The sequence below is a fragment of the Cereibacter ovatus genome (genome assembly GCF_900207575.1).
In the GTDB taxonomy this organism is placed as follows: Bacteria; Pseudomonadota; Alphaproteobacteria; order Rhodobacterales; family Rhodobacteraceae; genus Cereibacter_A; species Cereibacter_A ovatus.
Genome location: NZ_OAOQ01000008.1, coordinates 1 through 19414, shown reverse-complemented (window position 1 = coordinate 19414; position 19414 = coordinate 1). Strand labels below are relative to the sequence as shown.

The 19414-nt window shown below is 70.2% G+C and carries 13 protein-coding genes and 4 pseudogenes; 5 read left to right on the top strand and 12 right to left on the bottom strand.

The genetic code is table 11. The features are described 5' to 3' along the window. The 7 genes from CRO07_RS10245 to CRO07_RS10215 are packed head-to-tail and all read right to left on the bottom strand — an operon-like array spanning position 1 to position 8535. Positions 1-1815 (bottom strand): S8 family peptidase, encoded by a 1815-nt coding sequence (locus CRO07_RS10245; RefSeq protein WP_097030601.1) that lies wholly within the window; start codon positions 1813-1815, stop codon positions 1-3. After that, the gene (locus tag CRO07_RS10240) at positions 1812-2966 is read right to left on the bottom strand and encodes a retropepsin-like aspartic protease (protein ID WP_097030600.1); all 1155 of its coding nucleotides are present in this window, start codon (positions 2964-2966) and stop codon (positions 1812-1814) included. Before CRO07_RS10240 ends, CRO07_RS10245 begins: the two co-directional genes overlap by 4 nt. After that, positions 2935-3999: a radical SAM protein gene (locus CRO07_RS10235; protein WP_097030599.1), complete on the bottom strand. Its 1065-nt coding sequence runs from the start codon at positions 3997-3999 to the stop codon at positions 2935-2937. Before CRO07_RS10235 ends, CRO07_RS10240 begins: the two co-directional genes overlap by 32 nt. Beyond that, the gene (locus tag CRO07_RS10230; protein WP_097030598.1) at positions 3996-5948 is read right to left on the bottom strand and encodes a RiPP maturation radical SAM C-methyltransferase; all 1953 of its coding nucleotides are present in this window, start codon (positions 5946-5948) and stop codon (positions 3996-3998) included. Before CRO07_RS10230 ends, CRO07_RS10235 begins: the two co-directional genes overlap by 4 nt. After that, positions 5945-7054, bottom strand: a complete 1110-nt coding sequence (locus tag CRO07_RS10225; protein WP_097030597.1) for a radical SAM protein — start codon at positions 7052-7054, stop codon at positions 5945-5947. Before CRO07_RS10225 ends, CRO07_RS10230 begins: the two co-directional genes overlap by 4 nt. Beyond that, positions 7051-8085, bottom strand: coding sequence for a radical SAM protein (locus CRO07_RS10220; RefSeq protein WP_176504545.1), 1035 nt, complete (start codon positions 8083-8085; stop codon positions 7051-7053). The genes CRO07_RS10225 and CRO07_RS10220 overlap by 4 nt, the downstream gene beginning before the upstream one ends. 51 nt (positions 8086-8136) lie before the next feature. Then, positions 8137-8535, bottom strand: coding sequence for a hypothetical protein (locus CRO07_RS10215; protein WP_097030595.1), 399 nt, complete (start codon positions 8533-8535; stop codon positions 8137-8139). A 474-nt stretch (positions 8536-9009) separates the two neighbouring features. Between CRO07_RS10215 and CRO07_RS10210 the strand changes: the two genes are divergently transcribed. Continuing rightward, positions 9010-11721, top strand: coding sequence for a cation-transporting P-type ATPase (locus CRO07_RS10210; protein ID WP_407919625.1), 2712 nt, complete (start codon positions 9010-9012; stop codon positions 11719-11721). A gap of 115 nt (positions 11722-11836) precedes the next feature. Continuing rightward, positions 11837-13171 (top strand): cobyrinate a,c-diamide synthase, encoded by a 1335-nt coding sequence (locus CRO07_RS10205; protein WP_097030593.1) that lies wholly within the window; start codon positions 11837-11839, stop codon positions 13169-13171. 105 nt (positions 13172-13276) lie between these two features. On the opposite strand, the gene CRO07_RS18685 is transcribed toward CRO07_RS10205, so the two are convergent. The 5 genes and pseudogenes from CRO07_RS18685 to CRO07_RS10190 all read right to left on the bottom strand — a co-directional run bounded on the left by CRO07_RS18685 (position 13277) and on the right by CRO07_RS10190 (position 16522). Beyond that, entirely contained in the window at positions 13277-13447 is a 171-nt protein-coding gene (locus CRO07_RS18685; RefSeq protein ID WP_176504544.1) for a hypothetical protein, read from the bottom strand. 46 nt (positions 13448-13493) lie between these two features. After that, positions 13494-13840, bottom strand: a pseudogene (locus CRO07_RS10200) (ATP-binding cassette domain-containing protein); the annotation flags it as partial. Between the two features lie 40 nt (positions 13841-13880). Then, a pseudogene (locus tag CRO07_RS10195) lies at positions 13881-15041 on the bottom strand (Tn3 family transposase); the annotation flags it as partial. A 106-nt stretch (positions 15042-15147) separates the two neighbouring features. Further along, a pseudogene (locus CRO07_RS19480) lies at positions 15148-15568 on the bottom strand (DUF4158 domain-containing protein); the annotation flags it as partial. A gap of 84 nt (positions 15569-15652) precedes the next feature. Then, positions 15653-16522: a universal stress protein gene (locus CRO07_RS10190; protein WP_097030592.1), complete on the bottom strand. Its 870-nt coding sequence runs from the start codon at positions 16520-16522 to the stop codon at positions 15653-15655. Positions 16523-16645: 123 nt separating this feature from the next. Between CRO07_RS10190 and CRO07_RS10185 the strand changes: the two genes are divergently transcribed. The 3 genes and pseudogenes from CRO07_RS10185 to CRO07_RS10175 all read left to right on the top strand — a co-directional run. Continuing rightward, complete coding sequence (locus CRO07_RS10185; protein ID WP_235840970.1) at positions 16646-16864, top strand: helix-turn-helix domain-containing protein; 219 nt, start codon at positions 16646-16648, stop codon at positions 16862-16864. Next, a complete protein-coding gene (locus CRO07_RS10180) occupies positions 16861-18579 on the top strand; it encodes a cation:proton antiporter (protein ID WP_097030591.1) in 1719 nt (572 codons plus the stop codon). The genes CRO07_RS10185 and CRO07_RS10180 overlap by 4 nt, the downstream gene beginning before the upstream one ends. Before the next feature lie 128 nt (positions 18580-18707). After that, a pseudogene (locus CRO07_RS10175) lies at positions 18708-19414 on the top strand (HAD-IC family P-type ATPase); the annotation flags it as partial.

Genomic DNA, 19414 nt, shown 5'->3' with positions numbered 1-19414 from the left:
TCAGGCGGTGGCGAAGATGTCGTCTTCGGGCCGGGGCAGCAGAACCTTGTCGGGGTCGGGGTCGGGCTCGGGTGCGGGGTCCGGGTCGGGGGGCGCGCCCACGGCAGGCCGCAGCCGCGCGCCTTTCAGGATCGCCAGCGGCCCCGCCACGCTGTCGCGATAACGCAGCGTCAGATCCACGCCCACAGCCTCGGCGGCGATCAGCGCCGCAAGATCGCCCGGATCGGCCAGAAACAGCGCCGCCCCCCCGTCCGCGGGGGCAAGGTGAAAGACGCTGACCGCCTCCGACAGCACAAGGCGGGTGCAGCGGCCGGTGATCTCGGGCGGCGGCAGGTCCGGGGTGGGCGCGGGCGCAAGTGCCGTCATTGCCCGTTCGACATTCAGCCGCCGCTGGGCCGATCCGATCGGGTCGGCCGCGGCGATCAGCACCGCGGCGACCTCGGGCGCGGTCAGGTGGGGCGCCCGCGACAGGATCAGCGCCGCCGCCCCGGCCACGATCGGGCAGGCCGCCGAGGTGCCGTTGAAATCCTGCCGCCAGTCGGTCGGCGTGCGCCCCGGCGCCGCTTGCAGATCGGTGGTCGTCAGCCCGATGCCCGGCGCCGCCAGATCGACCTCGGGGCCCATGTTCGAGGCCCACCAGCTTTCGCCATCCGAACTGGCCCATGTCTTGGGCTCGTCGGCAAGGTTCACGGCGGCCACGGCGATCACCCCCGACAGATTGGCCGGAAAGGCCACCGGCCCGCCACTGTTGCCCGCGGCCACCGCAACCACCGCGCCCCGCCCGTCGCGGCCCGCGCCTGATGCCCGCGCGATGCCTTCGGCCACCACCGACGACGGCGGCCCGCCCCAGGAATTCGAGATCACATCCGCGCCCTGATCCACCGCCCAGTCGATCCCGCGCCTGAGCACACTGTTCGAGGTGGCCCAGGGTTGGCCCGGCCCGGGGCTGCGGGCGATGCGCACCGCAAGCAGCCGCGCCCCACCCGCAACCCCGCGAAACCCCGCGCCAAGCCCAAGCGCAAGCCCCGCGCAAGAGGTGCCGTGATAGTCCCATGCGTTGGGGGAAACCGGCCCCTCGGTGCCCTCGATCGCGTCAAAGCTGCCCACGACCGCCGCGGCCAACGCGGGATGCGACAGATCCACCCCGTCGTCCAGCACGGCGATGCGGATGGCGTCCAGCGGCCCGGCCAGCGGCCACGCCGCAGGCGCGCGGATGTTCAGGAATGCCCGCTGCACCCCGGCCGCGCTGTCAAAGGCCATGAAGCCCGGCGGCGGCGGGCGCAGGTTGGCGCCGATGGTGATCAGATCCGGCTCGGCGAACAGCACGCCGGGCCGGGCGGTCAGGGCCTCGGCCTCGGCCAGCACATCGGCCTCGGCCGGGGCGGTCAGAACCGCGTGATCGCGCGCCTGATACCGGATGCGCAGGATCGTGCCGGCGACAATGGCGGCGGCATCGGTGGCCATGGGATCGAAGCCCACCACGATCATCGGCGCCAGCAGAACCAGCTTGTCCGCCAGTTGGAACACCGGAAAGGTTGCGGCCACCTCGGGTTGGGCGCCAAGGGCGGTTTCGGCCCCCAGCGGGCCGAACCGCGTGCCGGCCGGCGTTTCGGAAGCGTCCAGCAGGGTGATGCGCTGGCCCGGCACCTCGAACCGCAGGGCAGGCGTGGCGCCCAGCGTCTGCTGTTCCAGCCGAAGCCGGTCGGTGCGGGCAAGGCGGTCGTCATAGATCACGCCACAGCGCCGCAGATCGCGCGGCAGCGAGAACCGCCGCCCGCCGACATGCAGATCCAGCGTGCGGACCGAGGGGGTCATGGCGGGCACTCCTGCAACCGGGGCGCAAGGATCACCCGGCCGCGGCGGGCCGGGAAATGCACCTGATGGGCATCGAACCAGCGCCGGCCCAGCAACACCTCGGCCGGCCGGGGCAGGGGCGGGGGCGGGTGGCGCGGCGTGGCCCTGCGGTAGACGGGTTCGTGAAAGACCGGCAGGCCGGGAAGGGCCAGCGCGGCCGCGCCGGCGGTCTCGATCGCGGTCTGGCCAAGGGCGGTGGGGCTGTCGAACCGCCGGCCATGGGCGCCGATCCCGGCGCGGTCGGCCGCCGCGGCGTCCAGAACGGTGGCGCCGGCCCCGCTGTCCAGCAGCGCGAACAGCAGCGCCGACCCGATCCCGGCCACGACAAGGGGCACGCCCGCCGACCAAAGGCCGCGCAGGCTGACGCCCGCCGCAGGCGGCGGCGCGCCAAGGATCAGCCGCCTGCGCCCGGTGTCGAAGGTCATCGCCACCCGCCCGAACAGATCGAAGGGCGACAGGATCGCATCGCAAGGCAGCGTCGGCAGGTCCACCATGTCCATCGCAAGGCGCCGCCCCTGCCACGGCCCGATGCCCAGATGATCCACCACAACCGCCTGCATCGGCGCCGCAAGCCCCGCGCCGTCGCGGATCTGGCGGCCATGCGCGGGCAGCGTTCCCACGCCTGCGCGCAGGCCAAAGCCGCGATTGAGCACCGATGAGGGCGCCCCGCTGTCAAGGATCGCCACCCCGGTCACGCCATTCAGCGCAAAATCCACCTGCACCGGCCCCGGATCGGGGCGAAGCGGGATCTCTCCGCGGCCCTGCCGGGTTTCCTGCGGCCAGTGCTGGCGGCGGCCTTGCATCCAGTGCCATTCACCCAGCCACTCCGCGTTTTCGGGCATCGGCGCGCCGGGGACCGGCGGCCAGCCCGGACCAAAGGCCCAGAACCCGGCCCAATCCGCCACAAAGGCATCGTCGGCCGTGGCGTCGGCGCGGCCGGCCAGCGCCGCGATCTCTTGGGAAAGGGCGGCCCTGTCCGACAGCAGCGCCGCGGCGATCAGCCGGGACCGCCCCGAAGGCCATGCCGAAAGATCGCCGCCCGCGCGCAGCTGCGCCAGAAGCGCCGCGGGGGCCTTGTCGTCAGTCCGTGATGGTGCTGTTGCCGTCGGCATCCTGATCCGCCAGTGCAAGGTGAAGCCGCGCTTCCAGCAGCGCCAGCCGGTCGGTCACCGCCGCGGCGCGTTCGCGCAGCCCGGCGGCCTCATCCGCGGGCAGGCGCGACCACAGCGCCACGCAGGCCTCGCACGGGTCGGCCGGCAGATCGGCCCGCCGATCCGGCGCAAGCCAGCCGTTCAGCCCGGCCAGCGAGGCCACCCGCATCAGCCGCAACAGCGGATCGTCCTGCCATGCCTGCCACGCCGCCCGCAGATCGCCGGGCGCCAGAACCCGGCCATAGGTGAAGGGATGGCCCGGCGCCTCATAGGCAAGGCCGGAACAGCAGGGGCCGGTGCTGCCATCGGCACGCAGGAACAGGCCCGTCGAGACACAGGGCCTGCGCGGCAACCCGGCCTGCCCCCCGGCGCCGCCCCGGTCGGCCGCCCGGCCGATACGCCGGACCGACTGGCGGATCATCGGCGCCCGGCCGCGCACCAGCGCCGCCACCTCGGTTTCGATCCTGCGGGTTTCGGCTGCGGTGCGCCCTTCGCACAGCCGCAGCGTGACCGTGCCGCCCGCCGCCAGAATGGCATCCAGCGCATGACCGATCCGTTCCAGCGGCATTTCCTGCGCGTGCCAGCCATCCACCCCCAGATCCCAGCGCGCGACCCCCGCCATCCCGGCCACCACCGCGCGCGCCTGCGCGGCCGAACGCGCCCAGACCCCCGAGGTGACCACGAACACCGACACCCCCGCCGCCGCCCCCGCGCCCGCCAGCAGCCGACAGGCATCGCGGGCAAGGATCGGCTCGCCCCCGGTCAGCGTCAGGTGCCGCAGGCCCTGCGCCGCCATCGCCGGCAGATCGCCGGCCCAGACCGCCGCCAGCGCCGGCGACAGAAGCGGCCCCGGCGCCGCCGGGCCGGATCGCGTGATGCAATGGCCGCAGCGCAGCGGGCATTTCCGCGTCACGCTGACCACCAGCGACTGCGCGGCCAGCGACTGAAGCCGCCACAGATCCGCCGCCGTGCCGCGCCCGCTTTGGATGGTCATTCCGCGGCGACCCCCTGCGCGACACCATCGCCCAGCACATAGGCGCGCAGATCGGCCGTGCTGCGGGTGTGGCGTGCCACCGGCAGCATCAGAACCGAGCTGTCCTCGCGCATCAGCAGCCCCGAGGCCACCATCTCGTCCACACAGGCCGCGACCTTGCCGGCGGCGACCTCGGCCGGCCACAGCGGGCGCAGATCCTTTTCCAGCCGCTCGATGGTGGTGATCTCGTCGCACAACAGGAAGATGTCCTGATGCAGCCCCGCCAGATCGACATAGCGATCCTCAAGCCCGCGGCTGTCCACGATCCGGGTGAAGCCGGGGCCGATCTGATACTGAAAGCCGGGGGCGATCTTTCCGGCATGGGCCTCGATCCAGTCGGCCAGCACCGCCTTCAGCGGCGCGACATACCCTTCGGGGTCCAGCACCGTCCCCGCCGAGAACGAGAAGAAATACCCCACCTTCAGCGGATCGACCAAGCCTTCGGGAAAGTTGAAGCAATAGTCCTGCCGCAGTTGGTAATCATCCACCCCCAGCGCCACCCGGTCGCGGAACAGCGGCGAAAAGCGGTGCATCTCGACCCGGTGGACATTGTGCAGCGGCGGCTGAAGATGGCGGATCTGCGGCAGGAAGGCCGCCATGTCGCGATACCACTCGGCCTGTTCGCCCGGAAAGCCGTTCAGGATGTTGTAGCTGAGGTGGATGCCATATTCCTTGGCCCACCGCAGGAACTGCACATGGCGGATGCGGCTGGTGCCCTTTTTCATCAGGCGCAACAGCTCGGTCGAGAAGGATTCGATCCCCGGCTGCACCTTGACGATGCCCGCGCGCTGCATCGCCGCCAGCTCGTCCTTGTGCAGATCGGCGCGGACCTCGTAGAAACATTCGATGTCCAGATCCAGTTCGGCCAGCCGGCCGAACAGCTCGCGCCGATGCTTGCGCGAGACGATGTAATCCGAGGCGGTCAGGCTGACCACGCGATAGCGTTGCGACAGCGACACCATCTCCGAGACCACCCGATCCACCGGCTTTTCGCGAAACCCCATCAGATCGGGATTGATGCCGCAGAACACGCAATGGTTCTTCTGCCCCCACCAGCAGCCGCGCGACCCCTCGAAGGGCAGGAATTCGATGTTGAAGATCCGCCCGGTCCCGGTGCGCACCCGGTCGCGTTCCGCGAAGAAGTCGTCATAATCGGGGGCGGGGCTGTCGGCCAGATCGGCCAGCGGCCCACCCGGCAGCAGATGCAGCCGGTCGCCATCCCACCATGTCACGCCGGGAATGTCGGTGGTGGGCCGGCCCGCCTTCACCCGGCGCAGGAATTCGCGAAAGGCGGGTTCGGCCTCGCCCATGAAGACATGATCCAGAACGCCGGGCAGGGCGCGGTGGTATTCCTGCCCCATCTCGTCGTCGAAACAGGCGCCGCCCGCGATCACCCGGACCTGCGGCATCCGCCGCTTGATCCGCGCCGCGATCGCCAGCGACCCCATCACCTGATTGAAGGTCGACGACAGGCCCAGCACCGTGGGGCAGGCCGCAACGATCCGGGCTTCCAGCGCGTCAAGAAAGGCGGGAACCGCCTCGTCGCGCAGGTGGTGCAGATAGGCCATGTCCTTGAAGGTGTCGGGCAGCGCCAGTTCCGCCAGCGCCGAAAGATAGGTGTCGGACGACAGAACCTCGGGGCCGAACATGTCGCAGGCGAACAGATGTTCGGACAGCCCGTAAAGGCAGCGTTCATTGGCCATCCGGCCGGCGGCCTCGAATCCGATCCGGGCCGACATGTCAAGGTTGGCATAGAAGGTCTGAACCGGCACAGCTTCCTGATGGCAGATCGCGCCCAGTATCCCCAGCGCCAGCGACGGCCGCGTGGTGGTGGCCCATGGCATGTAGGCAAAGACCACGTTCGGGGAAGGCGCCGGGGCAGGCGCCGGGGGGGTGAAGGGCCGCGTCATGGCAGGGACTCCGGTTCGGGGGACAGGATGTCGGGCGCCACCGCCCGCAGCATGTCGGTTTCGCCCAGCACCTTGGCCGCGATCACCGCGATCTTGGCCGGCACCTCGCCTTCGGCGGCGCGGGCCTGAACCAGCCGGGCCAGTTCGGGCCGGTGCATGATGGCGGTGCACAACTCGCAGACTTCCTCGGGGACGGGATCGGGCAAGAGATGGGCCAGCCCTTCGGCCTCGATCCAGTCGCGCAGCGGGCCAAAGCCAAGCGCGCGGATCAACTGCAACAGCGGATCGGTCAGAAAGCGGCGGTGAACCTGAACCAGATCCTCGACCAGGGGCGCCCCGAAGCGGAACGGATGCGCCCGCGATTCCACAAGGTTCAGACAGCAGGGCGACACCGAGCCGTCATAGCGCACCACCATGCCCTGCGTCAGGCAGGGCTTGATCCAGGGCGACCAGCCATGCGGCCGCGGCGCGTGCAGATCCTCGCCGCGGCCCACCGGGCGCAGCGCCTGCGCCACGCAATCGGCTTCCCCGATGGCGGCAAGGTCGTCCATGATCCGGCGGTCGGCCTCGGTCATCGGGTCGGAATAGGTCACGCGGATATTGGCCCGCCGCCCTGCGGCCCGCAGTGCTGTGACCGCGTTGCGGATATGGTGGATGTCGACCCATGGCAGATGATGCGCATCGAAAGAGATGTCCCAGCACGAGATCGCCGGGAACTGCGCCACCAGCCCCGCCGCGCGGTCCGGCGTGGCCGCCCATTGCGCCGCCGTCACCACCGAAACGTCGATGCCGGCCGCAGCCGCCGCTTCGGACATCACGCGAAGCGGGGCGCGGGCGACCAGCGGCTCGCCTCCGGTAAAGCAGATGCCGCGGATGCCGTGCCGGGCCAGCGCCGGCATCTGCGCGCCATAGCGCGCGGCCACCGCCAGCGGCATCGACGTGGCGGCCTTGTCGGGGCCGGCATCCACGATGCAATGGGCGCAGCGCAACGGGCAGTTCAGCGTCAGCGAAAAGGTGATGTGGGTGCGCGCAAGGTGCTGGCAGGCGGTCAGTTCCTGCAAGGTCAGCGCAATCTTCGGATCGGGCGTCTTGACGGCGATGGTCATGCGGCAACTCCCGACTGGGGGAAAAGGGTCCGGGCAAGGGCGTCGATGCGGGCCGCGACCTCGGGGGAAGCGATGCGGTCAAGAACGGCCGCGCGGGTGGCGGGTGCCGCCCAAAGCGCGGTGCAGTAATCGCAGGGGTGGCGGGGGGCGGCCGCGGGGGTGGGCGCGCCGGCCTCGGCCGCCCAAAGCGCCGGATAGCCGAACCCCAGCGCCCGGATCAGGGTCAGCAGCCGGTCGCCGCGCCAGATGCCGATGGCCTCGACCAGCCCGGTCCGGGCGGGGTCCGCGCGGTCGAACGGGCTGATCGACAACCGCTCGGCCAGACCGGAACAGCAGGGCGAAAGCTGGCCGTCGTGGCGGATCAGTGGCCCCGTGGTCAGGCAGGGCGTCGAAGGCGGCGCGGCGCCATCGGTGCAGGCAGGATCGGCGCAGCCGGGATCGGGTCCGCCCATCACCGGCTGCACCGCAAAGCCCACCCCTGCGGGCAGGCGCTGGCGCAGCCAGTCCAGCAGGGCAGCCTCATCCCCCCCGGGATCGGCCGGAACCGCCATGCGGATCTGCACCTCGCGGCCGGCATCGCACAGCGCGCGGGCCGCGTTCACCACAAAGACCGGGTCAAGCTGGTCGCTGTGGAAGACATCGGTGGAAACATGCCAGCGATCCAGCGCCGGAAAGGCCGCGATCGTCCGCGCCGCGATCGAGGGCGTCTTGGCCCAGTGGCAGGCCGTGACCACGGTGCAGCCGATCCCCGCACGCGCCGCCGCATCCGACAGGATCGACAGTTGCTCGCGGGCGACGAACGGCTCGCCGCCCGTGAAACTGATCCGAGAGATGCCCATGGCCGCAACCGCGGGCATCTCGGCGGCAAAGCGGCGTGCCACCGTCACAGGCAGCGACGCGCTGTCGGCATCGCGCGGCGAGACGGTCGCCACCATGCAATGCGCGCAGCGAAGCGGGCAGGCGAGCGTCAGGCTGAACGACAGATGCGCCATCGTCGCCGCCTGAAAGCGTGCGAACTCCTGCCCCGTCATTCTGGGGCCAAACCTGATCATCTGGAAAGCGGGGCAGGCGAACCTGCCGCCTCAGGCCTTGAAGGGGTCGGAACTTGCGGCGCGGAAGACATCTTCGGTTCCGCTGCGCACCTCGTCGGCGGGCACTTCGCTGGACAGCCCCCCGATCCCCATCGAGCCGCCGATCTGCGTCCGAAGCTGGTTCAGCCGGGCCTGATCCATCACCTGATTGATGACCCGTTCCTTGTGGATGCGGCCCAGGGCTTCCAGCGCGGCCGAGGTGGTGGCCGAGATGTTGTCGGTCACGGCGTTGACTTCCCAGGTGTCGGCCACGGCCGATCCGGGGCGAAGCTGCACCAGTTCGGAAATCGTCAGCTGCTCGAACGGTTTGTCCAGACCGGGGATGCGGACCTGTTTCAGGTCAAGCGGGTTCTTCGAGGTAAAGCGATTGATGGTCGATTTCGACGGCATGGGCTTACTCCTTGAAAACCTCGATATGACGGGACGCGCAACACGCGCGGCGCCAATAACAGGATGCATGGGGAATCGAGTAAGTGCCCGGTTACCATAACCCGGATGGCCTGCAATTTCCAGTATGACAATCTTTCGCGTCACTCGCCCCATGGTCGTGCGGGCCGTGGCCCTGGATTGTGCCGTTACATAATCTTCATTACCCGTTCTTGCCGGCGCCGCAGGAAACCGGCCTGCATGTGCCAGGGTGCCGCATGCCTCTTTCCCTGCCGGGCGCGGGGCTTACATCGTGACAGCCCCCGGTGCCGGCCGCGCCGCCGCTTTTGGCCGCAATGTGGCCGGCCCCGGACCCCGGGCACGAGATGGGACGCCCGCCCCCGTGGCCCACCCCCGTGCCCGTCCAGTGCGGCGGACAGGCCCCGCGCCGACCCCGAAGGGATGTCCCGCCATGGCGACCGAAAAGAGGCTTCATCCGTGACGATCCACCCCCCGCCCCCTGCACAGACCCCGCCCCCGCCCTTTCACAGCCTGCCCGCCTCTGCGGTCCTTGCCGCCACCGACGCAAGCCCCAAGGGGCTGGATCAGGCCGAGGCCGCGCGCCGTCTGGCCGAACATGGCCCGAACCTTCTGCCCGCGCCCCGGCGGCGCAATGCGGTGGTGCGGCTGCTGCTTCAGTTCCATAACGTGCTGATCTATGTGCTGATCGGCTCGGCTTTGGTGACGGCGGTGCTGGGGCACTGGATCGACACCGGGGTGATCGTGGCGGTGGTGATCGCCAATGCGGTGATCGGCTTCATTCAGGAAGGCCGCGCCGAACAGGCGATGGATGCGATCCGTGGCATGTTGGCCCCCCGTGCCGCGGTGCTGCGCGACGGGCGCCGGCGGGGCGTCGACACGGCGGATCTGGTTCCCGGCGATATCGTTCTGATCGAGTCCGGCGACCGCGTTCCCGCCGACCTGCGGCTGATCGCGGCCCGCGGCCTGCGCGCCGAGGAAGCCGCCCTGACCGGCGAATCCGTGCCGGTGGACAAGGGCACCGCCCCGGTTGCCGCCAGCGCGCCGCTGGGCGACCGTGCCTCGATGCTGTTCAGCGGCACGCTGATCGCGGCGGGCACCGGGCGCGGCGTCGTGGTGGCGACCGGCACCGCCACCCAGATCGGCCACATCAGCGGCATGTTGGCCGAGGTTCAGGAACTGACCACGCCGCTTGTGCAGCAGATGGACAGTTTCGCGCGCTGGCTGACGCTGTTCATCCTGATCGTGGCGGGCAGCCTGCTGGTCTATGGCCAGTTCGTCGGCCACCTGCCCTTTGGCGAATTCTTCATGGCGGTGGTGGGCCTGTCGGTCGCGGCAATCCCCGAGGGCCTGCCCGCGGTGCTGACCATCACGCTGGCGGTGGGGGTGCAGGCCATGGCGCGGCGCCATGCCATCGTGCGCCGCCTGCCCGCGATCGAGACGCTGGGCTCGGTCTCGGTGATCTGCTCGGACAAGACCGGCACGCTGACGCGCAACGAGATGATGGCCGCCAGCCTTGCCGCGGGCGATGCGCTGTGGACGGTCACGGGCAACGGCTATGCGCCACAGGGCGCGGTGGTGGTGCAGGAAGGGCACGACAGCGCCGCGCTTCTGGCCGATCTGGGGCAGGCCGCGGCTTTGTGCAACGACGCCACGCTGCACCATACGGACGGCCAGTGGCGGGTCGAGGGCGATCCGATGGAAGGCGCATTGCTGGCGCTGGCGGAAAAGATCGCCGGGGCGGGCGCGATGGCCGGCGGCACGCGGCTGGACGCGATCCCGTTCGATGCTGCGCATCGCTATATGGCGGTGCTGCACCGCGATGGCGCGGGCCGCGCCACCATTCACGTCAAGGGCGCCCCCGAGGCGGTTCTGGCGATATGCGCCGACCAAGGCACCGCCGCGGGCGGCACCGCCCCGCTGGATGCCCGCGCATGGCACGCCCGCGTCGAACGCCTTGCCGCCGAAGGCCAGCGCGTGATCGCGCTGGCCCGATGTGCGGCCCCCGCCGACATGACCGCCATCGGCCCCGAGGATCTGGCCGGACGGCTGACGCTGATCGGGCTGGTCGGCCTGATCGATCCCCCCCGCCCCGAGGCCATCGCCGCGGTGGCCGACTGCCATGCCGCCGGTATCCGGGTGAAGATGATCACCGGCGACCATGCCGCCACCGCCCGCGCCATCGGCCATCAGATCGGGCTGAAAAACAGTGCCCGCGTGCTGACCGGCGCCGATATCCACGAGATGGATGACGCCGAACTGGCCGAGGCCGCAATCAGCACCGACATCTTCGCCCGCACCTCGCCCGCCCACAAGCTGCGCCTTGTGACGGCGCTGCAATCGCGCGGGCTGACGGTGGCGATGACCGGCGACGGGGTGAACGACGCGCCGGCGCTGAAACGCGCCGATGCCGGCATCGCGATGGGCCAGAAGGGCAGCGAGGCCGCGAAAGAGGCCGCCGAACTGGTGCTGGTCGACGACAATTTCGCCTCGATCGCGGCGGCGGTGCGCGAAGGGCGGACGGTCTACGACAACATCAAGAAGGTCATCAGCTGGACCCTGCCCACCAATGCCGGCGAAGCCGCGACCATCATGGTCGCGCTGTTTGCCGGTCTTTCCCTGCCGATCTCGGCGGTGCAGATCCTGTGGGTGAACCTGATCACCACGGTGACGCTGGGCCTTGCGCTGGCGTTCGAGCCGTCAGAGCCGGGCACGATGCGCCGCCCGCCCCGCCCGCGCGGCCAGCCGCTGCTGTCGGGGATGCTGGTCTGGCATATCGTGCTGGTGTCGGTCCTGTTCCTTGTCGCGGTGTTCGGCATCTATGCCTATGCCATCGACCGCGGCCATTCGCAGGCGCTGGCGCAGACCATGGCGATGAACATGATCGTGGTGCTTGAGATTTTCCACCTGTTCTTCATCCGCAACATCCACGGCACGTCGCTGACATGGACGGCCGCGCGCGGCACCCGCGTGGTCTGGACCTGCGTGCTGACGGTGACGGCGGCGCAGTTCGCCGTGACCTACCTGTCGCCGCTTCAGGCGATGTTCGGCACAAGTGCGGTGCCGCTGACCGAAGGGCTTTTGATCGTGGGCATCGGCGCGGTGTTCTTTGCCCTGATCGAGACCGAAAAGCAGATGCGCCTTGCCCTGAGCCGTGCCGCCAACGGCTGATCCGGTGCCGCCCTTTCGCTTGACAGCCCTGGCCCCGCATCGCACCAGATCGGGGCATTGCGCGGCGGGTTGACGGCGAACTGACGGCGAACAGACGGGGGCGGGGCGGGGGCGGATGGGCGATACGACGACGGATCGGGCGGGGGCGGGCCTGCCGCCGGGGCTGATGATCGGCGCGCCGGCCTCGGGGACGGGGAAGACCACGGTGACGCTGGGCCTGTTGCGGGCGTTCCGCGCCGCGGGCCTGCGGGTGCAGCCGTTCAAGAACGGTCCCGATTACATCGACCCCGCCTTTCACCGCGCGGCGGCGGGGCGGGCGTCGTGCAACCTTGATGGCTGGGCGATGGGCGCGGGCCTGCTGGGCGCGATCGCCGGGCGCGCGGCGGGGGCGGATCTGGTGATCGCGGAAGCCTCGATGGGGCTTTACGATGGCACCTCGGCGCCGGGGGTCACCGGGCGCGGATCGGGCGCCGAGATCGCGCGCCAGTTCGGCTGGCCGGTGGTTCTGGTGCTGGATGTGGGCGGGCAGGCGCAATCGGCCGCCGCCACCGCCCTTGGCTTTGCCCGCCACCCCGACGCGCCGGCCTTTGCCGGCGTGATCCTGAACCGCGTGGCCAGCCCCCGGCACGAGACGCTGATCCGGCACGAGATGGCCCGGCTGGATCTGCCCGTGCTGGGCGCCCTGCCCCGCCGCAGCGATCTGGCCCTGCCGGAACGGCATCTGGGCCTTGTGCAGGCGGGCGAACATCCCGACCTGACCGGCGCGATCGACAGTTTCGCGGCGCTTCTGCGCGACCATGCCGATCTGGATGCCATCCGCGCCACCGCCCTGCCCACCCGCGCGCCCGCGCCGGGGCCGTTGCCGCGCCCGCCCGCGCAGCGGATCGCGCTGGCGCAGGATGCGGCGTTTTCCTTCACCTATCCCCATCTGCTGGACGGCTGGCGCGCGGCCGGGGCCGAGATCGTGCCGTTCTCGCCGCTGGCCGACGACCCCCCGCCCGAGGCCGATCTGGTCTGGCTGCCGGGGGGCTATCCCGAATTGCATGCCGGCCGGCTGGCCGCCGCCACCCGCTTCCGCGCGGGGCTGCGCCGCCATGCCGAAACCCGGCCCGTGCATGGCGAATGTGGCGGCTACATGGTTCTGGGCGAGGCGCTGGTGGATGCCACCGGCACACGCCATGCCATGACCGGCCTTCTGGGCCTTGTCACCAGCTTCGAGCGCCGCCGCCTGCATCTGGGCTATCGCCGCGCCGAGCTGCTGGCCCCCCTGCCCGGCCACCCCAAGGGCACGGCGCTGCGCGGGCACGAGTTCCACTATTCCACCATCCTCGCCCAGCCCGACGCGCCGCTGGCGCGCGTCAGCGACGCCGAGGGCAAACCCGTGGCCGAGACAGGCTCGGCCCGGGGGCATGTCACGGGGTCGTTCTTCCACCTGATCGCTGAAGATTAGGCCCCGGCCCGGCCCCGATGCGCGGGGGCGGGCCGGGGCCAGCCCGCCAAGGATCGCCGCAGCCGCGATGCCGATGATGATCCTGCCGCCTGTCGCCATCCCTGCCTACTCCTGCGCTTTCAGCGCGCCGACAAGATCGATCCGGTCCAGCCGCCGCCGCACCGCCAGCGCCGAGACCAGCGCCGTCGCCAGCACGATCAGCGCCGCCACCGCATAGGTGCGCCGCGCCACCACCAGCGGCAGGCTGACCACATCGGTCGAAAAACCCTGCACCATCAGCGCGGCAAAGCCATAGCCCGCAAGCCAGCCCCTCGGCGATGACCAGCCCGGCGTCGGGCAGCGCCACCACCCGATGCGCGATCTTCCGGATACCGGCGTTGTGGGTGATGATCGCGGTGGCGGCGCCAAGGTCGCGGTTCACCTTGACCAGCGCCTCAAGCACGGTGATGCCGGTGGCACTGTCCAGCGCGCCGGTCGGCTCGTCGCACAGCAGGATCTCGGGGCGCGGGCGATGGCCACGCGCTGCTGTTCGCCGCCCGACATCTCGGCCGGGAAATGGTCCAGCCGATGGCCAAGGCCCACACGGTCAAGGGCTTCCTCGGGGGGCATGGGGTGGGCGGCGATCTCGGTCACAAGGGCCACATTCTCGCGCGCGGTCAACGAGGGGACTGCTGCCGGAGGGGGCAGCATAGTACGTTAAGAGCGAGAGCTACGGTTTCGGCCACCTGTACTCGCCGGTCAGCAGGATGTGCGCCCAGCCGAGGGGCGAGGTATGGACCAAAAGCTCGGGCGGGCAGGCCAGCCCGGCGGTCTGCCGCTCGGCGACGGCGCGGCCAAGGTGCGCGGTGTTCCAGTAGATGATGATCGCGGCCAGCAGGTTGAGGCCAGCCATCCGGTAGTGCTGGCCTTCGGCCGTCCGGTCGCGGATCTCGCCCTGGCGGCCGATGCGCAGGGCGTTCTTCAGGGCGTGGTGCGCATCGCCCTTGTTGAGCCCGATCTGCGCGCGCCGCTGAAGGTCGGCATCCAGCAGCCAGTCGATGATAAACAGCGTCCGTTCAACCCGTCCGATTTCCCGCAGCGCCACGGCCAGGTCGTGCTGGCGCGGACAGGCCGCGAACTTCCGCAGAAGCTGGCTCGGCGGCAGGATGCCGGCCACCATGGTGGCCGCGCTGCGCAGGATGTCGGGCCAGTTGCGGGTGATGGTGCCCTCGCGGACCTTGCCGCCGATGAGCCCCCTAAGTTCCTTCGGGACGCTTGCCGGGTCGAAGACATAAAGCCGCTTCGACGGCAGGTCGCGGAGCCGCGGCACGAAGCGGACGCCGAGGGCCGCCGTGATGGCAAAGACATGATCGGTAAAACCGCCCGTATCGGCGAAGCTTTCGCGAACCCGCAGGCCCTGCTCATTCATCAGCAGGCCGTCGAGGATATAGGGCGCCTCGTTCACCGTCGCCGGAATGGTCTGGGTGGCGAAGGGGCCGAACTGATCCGAGACATGAGTGTAGGCCTTCACCCCCGGCTCGCTGCCGTATTTGGCGTTCACGAGGTTCATCGCCGCGTCCTGCCGGGCGGCAGGAAAGAACTGGCCGTCGCTTGATGCGGTGAGGCCCGCCCCCCAGACCCGCGCCATGGGCAGACGCCGGTAAAGGTCCAAAACCAGATCGTCCGCCTCGGGCGGAACGGCTGCGGTCAGACGCTCGATCTTCAGGGTGCCGTCCTCGATGGAGCCGCCGGGTATCGCCCCGGCCTTCACGGCCGAAGCGAGGCGCTTCAGCGCCTGGGCCATGCGCGCCTTCCGGTCCGCCAGCCAGTGTGCCGGATCGAAGGGCACCGCGAGGCGGGCCGTGGCCTGCGCCGCCGCGATCGGCATCAAGACGGGCAGCGATGCGCGCGTCGATCCGGCGCTCGGCCGCGACCAGCGCGTCGGCGCAGAGCCGCTCGATCACGGTCAGCCCCGGCAGGATGGTCTGCGTGCGCCGGCACTCCTCGACGATGCGCCGCACGAGGTCTTTGTTCGTCCGCGCCAGTTCGGCCTGACCGTCGAGCCAGGCCTTCAGATCCCGCGCGCCGCGGCCCGAGAACATCCGGTAGCCGTAGATCGCGCGCAACTCGCCAAGATGCTCGCGCCGCGTCTCTGCCCGGATGGCATAGCCGGTCAGAGCGTCGGGGCTAAGGCCGAGCTGCGCCCCGAGGAAACGTGAGATCGCTTCGGGAATGACCTCGCCCGGCGCCAGCAGCCGCCCGGGGAACCGCAGGGCGGTTGTGTGCCCGACGCCGCGCACGGATGTGGTCGAGATCGTCGTCCGCCAGCGTGTAATGCCGCAGCAGGGTCGGTTCGTCCGTCGGCAGCGCCCAGATGAAGGAACGCTGGCGATCGGTGAGAACGGAGCGCCTGGCCATGAGAATTCGGATCCTTGCCGGAGTTCGCTTCAGTGAGCCGGTCTGGTGGTGGGCTTTCAACGCGCGCGCCGGAAGGTTCGGTATTCACTCCTTCTGCGGAGCCGGCGGCGGCACCACCAGAACATCGACCAAGGCAGAGGCGAGAACCTGCGCCGCCACGCTGCCAAGGATCGCGCGCGCCAACGTGCCCTTGCCCACGCTCGACAGGATGAGAAGATCTGCTCCGATTTCCTCCGCAGCGCCGAGTATCTCGTGGGCCGGGGGCGCGCCACTTCTCCGCACGATCGGGGCGGCATCCGAAAGCCCGGTCGAAGCCAGGAACTCCGTCAGCCGTCCCGCAGCCTCGGCGCGCTGATCGTCGAGATAGGTGCCGCGCGCATCCTCGGGCAGCGTCCCAGCCATTGCCAGGCGCAATGCCGGCGCGTCGAAGACATGAAGAACCGTCCGGGCAGCGCCCGCGCCGACCTTCAGATCCGCAAAGCGACGCAGCGCCGCGCACGAGGCATCGGAGAGATCGGTGGTCAGCAACAGGTGTCGCCACGGCCCCACCGGCGGGCCGTTCGCCATCAGGACGGGACAGGCCGCGGTGCGGATCACGCGCTCGGCGGTCGTGCCGGCGAAGGCGTCGCGCAGCAGGTGACGGCGGTGCGGGCCGATCACCAGAAGGTCGGCCCCGGCCTCGGTCGCGGCGCGGGCGATGCCGGCGAAGGGGTCGGCCTGCACAATCGAGGTGCTGCACCTGATCCCGTCGTGGTTCCGCAGCGAATGGCCGAGATCGTGAAGCAGCCGTCGCGCGTCGCCGGTCTCATGTTCGACAATGCGGCGGGGGCGGTCATCGTCCACGACGTGGACCAGCAGCAACTCGGCGCCGGTGGCGCGTGCCAGAAGCGCCGCGCGGCGCAGGGCGCGGTCCGAACGCTCGGAAAAGTCCGTCGCAAGCAGGATCATGCGCATCGCAGGTGCCCCCCTTCGGTCCGGCCATTTCAGCATGGAATGGAGCTGCCGGACTTGATCCATCTCAGGTCGAACCACGGCAAACAGCGCCATACTTCGCGAAACCAACCGGACCGAGGTGACATGATCGTGCCGCAGGAGCAGTACCAGACCGTTCGCGAAGTCGCCGACCGACTGAAGGTCGCCGAGACCACGGTGCGCCACTGGATCCGGACGGGCGACCTGCGCGCCATCGACATCGGCAAGGGCTGGCGCATTGCCGATGCGGATCTTAAGGTCTTCCTGATGCGCCACGAGACCGCACCGCGCCGGCCCGAGGCGGGCACGGAGGGCGTCCGATGACGGGCATGACCTCGTTCGCCGAGGTCGCGCTGCTGCTGGTGATGGCGGCGGGCCTCGGGCTTCTCGGCACGCTGTTGCGCCAGCCGCTGATCGTCAGCTTCATCGCCGTGGGGCTGATCGCCGGGCCGTCGGCGCTGGATGTGGTGCATTCGGACGAGCAGATCGACCTGCTGTCCGAACTGGGCATCGCGGTGCTCTTGTTCCTTGTGGGGATCAAGCTCGACGTGAAGCTGATCCGGTCGCTGGGTGCGGTGTCGGTGACGACGGGGCTGGGGCAGGTGGCCTTCACCGCGGTCTTCGGCTGGCTGATCGGGCTGGCCCTTGGCCTCGACGCGGTCGAGAGCCTTTATGTGGCGGTCGCGCTGACCTTTTCCTCGACCATCATCATCGTGAAGCTTCTGTCGGACAAGCGCGAGATCGATGCGCTGCACGGGCAGGTGGCGCTTGGCTTTCTCATCGTGCAGGATCTGGTGGTCGTGCTGGCGATGATCGTGCTGTCGGCCATCGGCATCGGCGCCCCGGCCGGCGAGGGGCATGGCGGGGGCGCGGTGCTGACGGTGCTCGCTTCGGGCGTGGCGCTGGTGGGGGCGGTGGCGCTGTTCGTGCGCTATGCCGCCGATGCGCTGACCGAGCGGCTGGCGCGCGCGCCCGAGCTGCTGGTGATCTTTGCCCTGTCGCTGGCCGCCATGTTCGCCGCGATCGGGGATGCCGTGGGGCTGGGCAAGGAGGTGGGCGGCCTGCTGGCCGGCGTGTCGCTCGCTTCCACCCCCTACCGCGAGAGCATCGCGGCGCGACTGGCGCCCCTGCGCGACTTCCTGCTGCTGTTCTTCTTCATCGCGCTTGGCGCGACGCTGGATCTGTCGCTGCTGGGCGCGCAGGTCGAGGCGGCGCTGATCTTCTCGCTCTTCGTGCTGATCGGCAATCCGCTGATCGTCATGGCGATCATGGGGGCGATGGGCTACCGCAAGCGCACGGGCTTCCTTGCCGGGCTGACCGTGGCGCAGATCAGCGAGTTTTCCCTGATCTTCGTGGCGATGGGCGTGGCGCTTGGCCATGTGACCGAGGATGCGCTGGGGCTGGTGACGCTGGTCGGCCTCGTGACCATTGCGGCCTCGACCTACATGATCACCTGGTCGCACCGGCTTTATGCGCTGTGCGAGCCGGTGCTGGGCGTCTTCGAGCGTCGCGGCACCCCGCGCGAGCCGCACGAGGCCGAGGCGCATGGCGGGCGGTCGTTTCCGGTCATCCTGTTCGGGCTGGGCCGGTTCGGCACCGCCATCGGGCTTCGGCTGAAGAAGCGCGGACTGCGGGTGCTGGGGGTGGATTTCAACCCGCTCGCCGTGCGGCGCTGGCGCGGGCTGGGGCTCGAGGCCCGGTTCGGGGATGCGACGGACCCGGAGTTCGTGGCCGAACTGCCGCTGCGGGGCGCGGCGTGGGTCGTGCTGACCGTGCCGCGCCATCCCACCGGCCTCAGCCACGAGGATACGCGGACGACGCTGATCCAGTTGACCCGTGCCGCGGGCTTCGGCGGGCGGCTCGCCGTCGCCTCGCACGGGGCGGGCGAGACCGAGGCGCTGTTCGGCGCCGGCGCCGACACCGTGCTCGAGCCGTTCCAGGACGCGGCCGACCGTGCCGTCGAGATCCTTGGCGGGGCCGCCGCCGCCGAACGCACCGAGATCCCCGAAATCGCCACAGAGGGCCATCCGGCGCCGTGACCGGGCGGCCCCGACTGTTCAACCGTCAAGGAGTACGATCATGGACCGCCTGAACGGAAAGACCGTCATTGTGACCGGAGGCGCCGTCGGTATCGGCCGGGCCTGTGTCGAGCGCATGGCCGGCGAGGGCTACCAGCGGCGAGATCACACCCAAAGGCGACCTGACGCGGCTGGCCCTGTGCAACGACGCGGCCCAGCACGACCGGAGCGGCGTCTGGTCGGTCGAGGGCGATCCGATGGAGGGGGCGCTTCTGGCCTTCGCGGGCAAGGTCGCACACGGCCTTGCCGCGACCCGGCTGGATGCCATCCCGTTCGACAGCCGCCACCGCTTCATGGCGGTGCTGACCGAAGGCCCCGAGGGCCGGCTGATCCATGTGAAGGGCGCGCCCGAACCCGCATCGCGTGCTGACCGGGACCGATCTCGACAAGCTGGACGAGGCACAACTGGCGCTGGAGGTGCAGGGGATCGACGTCTTCGCCCGCACCAGCCCCGAGGACAAGCTGCGCCTTGTCACCGCGCTGCGGGCGAACGGCCTTTCGGTCGCCATGACCGGCGACGGGGTGAACGACGCCCCGGCCCTGAAGCGCGCCGATGCCGGCATCGCCACGGGGCTGAAGAGGTCCGAGGCCGCGAAGGAGGCGGCCGACCTGGTGCTGGCCGACGACAACTTCGCCACCATCGCGGCGGCGGTGCGCGAGGGGCGCACCGTCTACGACAACCTCAAGAAGGTCATCAGCCGGACCCTTCCCACGAACGCGGGCAAGGCGCTGGTGGTGATCACGGCGCTTGTGGCGGGTATCGCTCTGCCCCTGACGGCGGTGCAGATCCTCTGGG